General features: G+C 37.8%; 8 protein-coding genes and 1 tRNA gene. All 9 read left to right on the top strand.

What is annotated here, in order from left to right:
* Positions 1-28: 28 nt before the first annotated feature.
* Positions 29-102 (top strand) — tRNA-Ile (locus tag N3F66_07785).
* Between the two features lie 65 nt (positions 103-167).
* Positions 168-482, top strand: a complete 315-nt coding sequence (rplU, locus tag N3F66_07790) for a 50S ribosomal protein L21 (GenBank protein MCX8124051.1) — start codon at positions 168-170, stop codon at positions 480-482.
* Entirely contained in the window at positions 482-835 is a 354-nt protein-coding gene (locus N3F66_07795; GenBank protein MCX8124052.1) for a ribosomal-processing cysteine protease Prp, read from the top strand. Before rplU ends, N3F66_07795 begins: the two co-directional genes overlap by 1 nt.
* A gap of 42 nt (positions 836-877) precedes the next feature.
* Positions 878-1138: a 50S ribosomal protein L27 gene (rpmA, locus tag N3F66_07800; GenBank protein MCX8124053.1), complete on the top strand. Its 261-nt coding sequence runs from the start codon at positions 878-880 to the stop codon at positions 1136-1138.
* Between the two features lie 452 nt (positions 1139-1590).
* Positions 1591-2574: a GTPase ObgE gene (obgE, locus tag N3F66_07805; protein MCX8124054.1), complete on the top strand. Its 984-nt coding sequence runs from the start codon at positions 1591-1593 to the stop codon at positions 2572-2574.
* 4 nt (positions 2575-2578) lie between these two features.
* A complete protein-coding gene (gene proB / locus N3F66_07810) occupies positions 2579-3685 on the top strand; it encodes a glutamate 5-kinase (GenBank protein ID MCX8124055.1) in 1107 nt (368 codons plus the stop codon).
* Positions 3686-3809: 124 nt separating this feature from the next.
* Entirely contained in the window at positions 3810-4022 is a 213-nt protein-coding gene (locus tag N3F66_07815) for a DUF2281 domain-containing protein (GenBank protein MCX8124056.1), read from the top strand.
* Positions 4023-4421 (top strand): PIN domain-containing protein, encoded by a 399-nt coding sequence (locus N3F66_07820; protein MCX8124057.1) that lies wholly within the window; start codon positions 4023-4025, stop codon positions 4419-4421. It begins immediately after the preceding gene.
* Between the two features lie 405 nt (positions 4422-4826).
* Positions 4827-7164, top strand: a 2338-nt coding sequence (secA, locus tag N3F66_07825; GenBank protein ID MCX8124058.1) for a preprotein translocase subunit SecA, incomplete at its 3' end; no start/stop codon positions are given.

Here is a 7164-nt window from a genome sequence, read left to right on the forward strand (position 1 = left end):
CGTGTTATTATTACTTTGTCATTTCACAGGGCCCATAGCTCAGCAGGTTAGAGCGGCTGACTCATAATCAGTAGGTCCGGGGTTCGAATCCCTGTGGGCCCAATAGAGGGAGGACATCCTCCCATTGTTATTATTATACTGCAATAATAAAAATCCGGGAGAAGTGTATGTACGCAATAGTTGAAATAGCTGGAAAGCAATATAAAGTGGAAAAGGATAAAACCATAGCTGTTGACCTGCTGGATGCAAATGATGATGAAACAATCGCTATCGATAAAGTCATGATGTTTGTTGATGGGGACAAAGTTTTAGTTGGCCAGCCATATTTATCAAATGTCACGGTTAAAGCAAAAGTTGGCGGTGTAGTCCGTGGTGATAAAGTGAGAGGGATAAAATTCAAAAAACGTAAAAACTATACCCGAACATTAGGACACAAGCAGCCATATACCAGCATCACTATTGTCGATATGTCAGTAAAATAGTGATTACTATTACAATACAGGGAATAGAATTTAACAACAACCTGATACATTTATCCGGCGAAGAGTGTAGTATAACTGTAGCTGGGCATTCGGGACAGGCAGCAAAAGGAAATGATATTATATGTGCGGGAGTTTCAGCATTAGCGCAATCAGTTGCTTTAGCGCTTGAGTATTATGCGATAGCTCATAGCATAAATCAAAAGGATGGATTGCTTGAGTTTTGTGTAAAAGTTTGTTTGTTAAATGATGCAGAAAAAACGCGTTGTGAGAGCATAATGTCAGTTTTTATTCTTGGAATAAATGAGATCAGGAAACAATATCCTAAATTTGTAAAGGTGTACATAAAACGTTAAATAATTTATAAATGACAACAATTGTAAAAACGAGGTGAATATATGGCACATAAAAAAGGTGGGGGCTCATCGCGTAACGGGCGAGATTCCCAGTCAAAGCGTTTAGGAGTAAAAGTATTTGCAGGCCAGTTTGTTAAGAGCGGTTCTATCATAGTACGCCAGAGGGGAACTAAACTGCATCCGGGCATTAATGTAAAACGTGGCAGCGATGATACTCTCTTTGCAGTAACGGATGGAATAGTAAAATTTGAGCGCCTTGATAAGGAAAGAAAAAAGGTGTCAGTATATCCTGTTCAGGCGTAATATACATCATACATTTATTTACCGTTGAAACAACAAGAAAGCTTGTATTGTTGGTATAACAATATGGGCTTTTTTTGTTTAGAGTAGTATTTATTGTCATTACATTAGATACATTGCGCATATTTCATTTCAAGTAGCAAAGCCCCCTCACTGTTATTTCGAAGAGCGAAGTGGTGAGAAATCTTATATCTACAAAGAGAACGATTTCTTACCCCTTAGGGGATTAGAAATGACAAATGAAGTGATAAGGATTTGAAGTAATAAATACAGTAGGTGGTATTTGAAATGACAGTGTAGCTAATAATGGATGAAAAATAGCAATACCAAAAGAAAAAGTTTCTTTTCCCTGATAAATTGGCATGAAAAATGTCATTTTATAATAATCTATTTACTGTACAACAAATATGATGAGCTATCCTATATAATATCATTACAAATTTTTGGGTATTAATGTGGCAAAATTTACTGATAACATTATAATTAAAGTACGAGCAGGCAAAGGTGGTGCTGGTGCGGTCTCATTCAGAAGGGAAAAGTATATACCAAAAGGTGGGCCTGACGGTGGTGATGGTGGAAAAGGCGGTGATGTTATCATTATGGCCGAACAGGGATATTATAACTTAGGGCATCTTTTTAAAGACAGACTGTATAAAGCTGAAAATGGTGGCTATGGAATGGGGCAAAACCGGCATGGGAAGGATGGGCAGGATTTAATAATAAAAGTGCCAGCTGGTACACAGGTGCTAGATGCGGAAACGGGGGAGCTTTTAGCTGACCTTGTTAACGAAGGCGATGCAGTTTGCGTGGCAAAAGGCGGGATAGGAGGCAAAGGCAATGCTTTTTTTAAAACAGCAACGCATCAGGCGCCACGGTTTTCGCAACCTGGAATGCCGGGGCAGGAGCGTTCCATTTTACTAAACCTCAAATTAATTGCCGATGTGGGTCTTGTGGGACTTCCCAATGTGGGCAAGTCAACGCTGTTGAAAGCTATCACTAACGCTCAGCCTAAGATAGCTGATTATCCTTTTACTACGCTTATCCCAAATCTTGGCGTTATTGAACGTGGTGAACATGTTATTAAAATAGCCGATATTCCTGGCATTATTGAAGGAGCGCATAAGGGGTTGGGTCTTGGACTATCGTTTTTACAGCATATTGAGCGTGTACGGATTATCTTGTTCTGCATTGAGGCAATTGATGCTGACCCCCTGTATACACTTTCACTGTTAAAAGCAGAACTGTCAACATACAATAAGGATTTACCTGCACGCACATCAATGATACTCCTCACAAAAACTGATGTAGCAAGCCAGTCAATTGTAACAAAACGTATTAAGCTCCTTGAAAAAGAAAAATATACAGTACTCCCCATATCGTCATTGACAGGATATAACATCGATATATTAATAGAAAAACTTTTTTTGTTAATGGAATAATAATATGCCGCGCTCTGCATATATCAAACGTGTAAAAACAATAGTTGTCAAAGTTGGTTCGTCGCTTATCACTGATGAGACTGGTATATCAAAAAAGCAGGTGACCAAACTTGTTGAGGATGTTGTATACCTTCTACAGAAAAAATATCGCGTTGTTATTGTAAGTTCGGGTGCTATCAGTGCTGGTTCAGCGGTGATGAAGAAAAAGCGCAATTTATGCACCATACCCGAAAAACAGGCATTGGCTGCAATAGGGCAGTCAATACTTATGGATGTGTACAGGGAGTGCTTCAACAAGTATGGCTATGAGGTTGGGCAGATATTGCTTACGGAAGATGATGTGAAGCATCGCCGCAGGTTTTTGAATGCTCGCCATACAATGAATGCTCTTCTTGAAATGGGTGTGGTACCGATAGTTAATGAAAATGATTCAGTTGTTATAAAAGAGATTAAATTTGGCGATAACGACACGCTTTCTGCTCATGTGGCAAATATTGTGCAAGCTAATCTTTTGATATTATTATCCGACGTAGATGGATTTTACTGGAATGAGGGTGATACAGAACCGGTACCGGAAATCCATGAGATTAATGATGAGGTACGAAAGCGATGCCGTGGTGCAGGAAGCGAATATGGCACTGGTGGCATGCATACAAAAATAAAAGCGGGGGAGATAGTTATTAAATCCGGCGAAATGATGATTATTGCAAACGGAAGGACAGAGAATGTACTCAGGCGAATAATGCAGGGTGAGAAAATAGGCACCTTGTTTTTGGGCAAAACACAGTTAAAAAGCAAAAAGCGCTGGATAGCATTCAATGTAAAACCTAAGGGCAAGCTTGTCATAGATGATGGTGCGGTGAAAGCACTAAAAGAGAATAAAAAGTCGCTTTTGGCAATAGGCATAACGCATGTAGAAGGTACATTTGACCTGGGGGACGCTGTAGAAATTGTTGACAAGCGTGGTAGCTTAATAGCAAAAGGCATTGTGAATTATTCAAGTGATGAGTTGCAGAAAATTAAAGGAAAAAATACACAGGAAATAAAAAAAATATTTGGTTCCAAATATTATGAAGAAGTCGTTAACAGGGATGATTTAATAGTGTTTTGATGCTGGTTTTGATAAAACAGATTTTTAATGTTTAAAAAATAGGATTTGCATTTTTTTAAATAATATTATATTAATAAAATTAAGGGGTTAATTAAAGAAGTATTTTTATTTAAAGGTAATATCGATGCAATTAGAACAATTAGAAAAATTAATTAAACAACTATCACCTGAACTTCAATCTGAAGTTAAGGATTTTGTTGAATTTTTATTACAAAAAAATAAAATTACACAAAGAAAGAAACTTTCTCAAAGATGGGCTGGTTCGCTTTCTGAATATAAAAATATTTATTCATCTATTCAACTTCAGAAGAAAGCATTAGATTGGAGAGATAATTAAATGTATCTTGTTGACACTAATGTATGGTTGGAATATTTCTTAAACCAGGAATGTGCTAATGATGTACAAAGGTTCTTAAGTAATGTATATGCTGATGAATTATATATTACGGATTTTGCGTTTCACTCAATTGGGATAATATTGAGTAAATTTAAAAAAACGGAAGTACTATCAGAATTTGTGAAAGATATTTTTATAGAGAATCCAATACATTATGTTGGATTGGAGCCATGTGATACTGAAATTTTAATTTCATATATTAAAGAGTACAATATGGACTTTGATGATGCATATCAATATACAGCGGCTGAAAAATATAATCTAGAAATCGTTAGTTTTGATGCTGGTTTTGATAAAACAAAAAGAGGCAGGAAATCCCCGTCAAATTTATTTAAATAGAAAGGCAATAGAAAATAGGCGCTATTAGATGGTGCAAGTTTCTGTAACATAAGTTCCACAGTTGGTTCTAACATATTATAATTTGGCATAATGAATTATTTTAATTGCTATTGTGTTATTTTAACCAGAAAAAAATTTATGGAAAAATGCATAAAATAACACTCCCCTTGCATCTGGCAACGGGAGCGTATCCATAATTTTAATGAATAAATAGTAGTTTATTTTAAAAAATACTTGTATAATGAGTTATTAAAAGAATAGTAATCCTAATTTATAAATTTTGATGGTGGCATTAGCAATAGCAAATGATCGGTATTGTCAATCTCTTTATATTTAAAAGAGTAATTATTGAAGGATTGGTTTAAAAATTTTATAAATACTATAATGTATAAATAAGGAACAAGTATGATAGATAAAATATTAAGTTTATTCTTTGGGACAAAACACGAGCGCGATATCAAAAAGCTTAAGCCTATTGTAGAGCGGATAAATGCTCTTGAAAATGAAGTGAAAAAATTAACTCAGGACCAGATGCTATCCAAAACTGCAGAATTCAGAGGGCGTATTGAACAAGGACAACCAATTGATGAGCTTTTGCCGTATGCATTTGCCATGGTGCGTGAGGCTGCATGGCGTACTATTGGCATGCGGCATTTTGATGTGCAGCTTATGGGTGCAATAGTGTTGCATCAGGGCAAAATTGCAGAGATGAAAACTGGTGAAGGCAAAACACTTGTGGCAACTATGCCGGTATATCTCAATGCACTGGTTGGCAAAGGTGTTCACGTAGTTACTGTCAATGATTACTTAGCCCGACGAGATGCAGAGTGGATGGGACCAATTTACAAATACTTGGGTCTTTCAGTTGGTGTTATTCAGCACAATATGGATTACCATACGCGTCAGCAGGCATACAGGTGCGATGTAACCTATGGTACTAACAATGAATTTGGATTTGATTATCTTCGTGATAATATGGTGGAACATAAGTCGTTGCGTGTACAACGTGAGCTCTACTATGCTATTGTGGATGAGGTTGACTCAATACTTATTGATGAAGCCCGAACACCACTTATCATTTCGGGTTCAACTGATGAATCGACCAAGAAATACTATTTGATTAATAAAATTATTCCTAGTCTTAAGGAAGGAGTTGATTACGAGGTAAACGAAAAAGAACGCAATTGTCTTTTGACCGAGGAGGGTGTGCGGCATGTTGAACGGCTTTTAAAAATAGATAATCTGTACGATAGCCGTAATATTGAACTGGTGCATCATGTAAACCAGGCATTGAAGGCACATACACTGTTTAAACGTGATGTTGATTATATAGTGAAGGATGGTCAGGTTATTATTGTTGATGAGTTTACAGGAAGACTTATGCCTGGAAGACGGTATTCTGATGGTCTTCATCAGGCGCTTGAGGCAAAGGAAAATGTGCCCATAGCGCGTGAAAGTCAGACATTTGCACAAATCACCTTCCAGAATTACTTCAGGATGTATAAAAAATTAGCAGGTATGACCGGTACTGCTGATACCGAAGCTATAGAATTTAAAAAGATTTATAACTTAGATGTTGTGGTGATTCCAACAAACGAGCCAGTGCGAAGAATTGATTATCCTGATAGGATCTATCGTACCGAAAAAGAAAAGTTTGATGCAATTGTGAAAGAAATTCAACAGATGCGTCAGGAGGGAAGGCCAGTACTTGTAGGTACTATCTCTATAGAAAAATCAGAAAAGCTGTCTGATATGCTAAAGCGGCTTGGCATCCCCCACAACGTATTGAATGCAAAATACCATGAAAAAGAAGCACAGATTATTGCCGAGGCAGGACGCCCTGGCACAGTAACTATCGCCACCAATATGGCAGGCCGTGGTACTGATATAGTGCTGGGCGGCAGAAAAACCTATATTGATGAGATGGAACATTGGAAACCCATTCATGATGCTGTGCTCTGGGAACAATTCAGAGAAGCAATTTTGAAGAGTGATTTTGACTATGCAGCAAGCCTTGCCAATACCATGATAGGGCAGGATCAGCATAAAGCACTGGATATTGTGCGCAAGGGGAAAGAGTGGCTTGATAATCATAATAAAGTGGTACAAGCAGGCGGATTACATATTCTGGGTACCGAACGGCATGAAGCTCGAAGAATTGACAATCAGCTGCGAGGCCGATCTGGACGGCAGGGTGACCCGGGTTCATCACGATTTTATCTTTCGCTTGAGGATGACCTGATGCGCATTTTTGGCTCTGACAGAATATCTGCTGTAATGCAGCGTTTGAGAATGGATGGTCAGGAGATTGAAAGCAGGATGGTATCTCGTGCTATTGAAACTGCACAAAAACGGGTAGAGGGCAGAAACTTTGAAATCCGTAAGCACCTGCTTGAGTATGATGATGTTATGAACAGCCAGCGTGAATATATTTATAAGGAACGTAATGCTATCTTAGATGGTGAGGATGTTTCGCCCAAGATCCGTGAATATATCAACGATGTTGTTGAAACCTGGATACCTTATTTTACTGAAGGTAAGCGGCATGCCGAAGATTGGGATATTGAAGGGCTGAATGGATTTTTACGTTCAAAATTTGGGTTTGACCTTGGGTCTTTAGGAATACGGATTGAAGAACTGTCACATGATGAGCTAGTTGATGTTGTGAAAGATGAATTGTTGAAATTATACAAGAGCAAAGAAGATGAAATTGGCAGTGACCATATGCGCACCCTTGAGAGGC

It is taken from the genome of Spirochaetota bacterium (assembly GCA_026414805.1).
In the GTDB taxonomy this organism is placed as follows: Bacteria; Spirochaetota; UBA4802; order UBA4802; family UB4802; genus UBA4802.

Coding starts and splice junctions, on each gene's coding strand:
- rplU (MCX8124051.1), top strand. CDS start 168: ATGTACGCAATAGTTGAAATAGCTGGAAAGCAATATAAAGTGGAAAAG.
- proB (MCX8124055.1), top strand. CDS start 2,579: ATGCCGCGCTCTGCATATATCAAACGTGTAAAAACAATAGTTGTCAAA.
- N3F66_07820 (MCX8124057.1), top strand. CDS start 4,023: ATGTATCTTGTTGACACTAATGTATGGTTGGAATATTTCTTAAACCAG.
- N3F66_07815 (MCX8124056.1), top strand. CDS start 3,810: ATGCAATTAGAACAATTAGAAAAATTAATTAAACAACTATCACCTGAA.
- rpmA (MCX8124053.1), top strand. CDS start 878: ATGGCACATAAAAAAGGTGGGGGCTCATCGCGTAACGGGCGAGATTCC.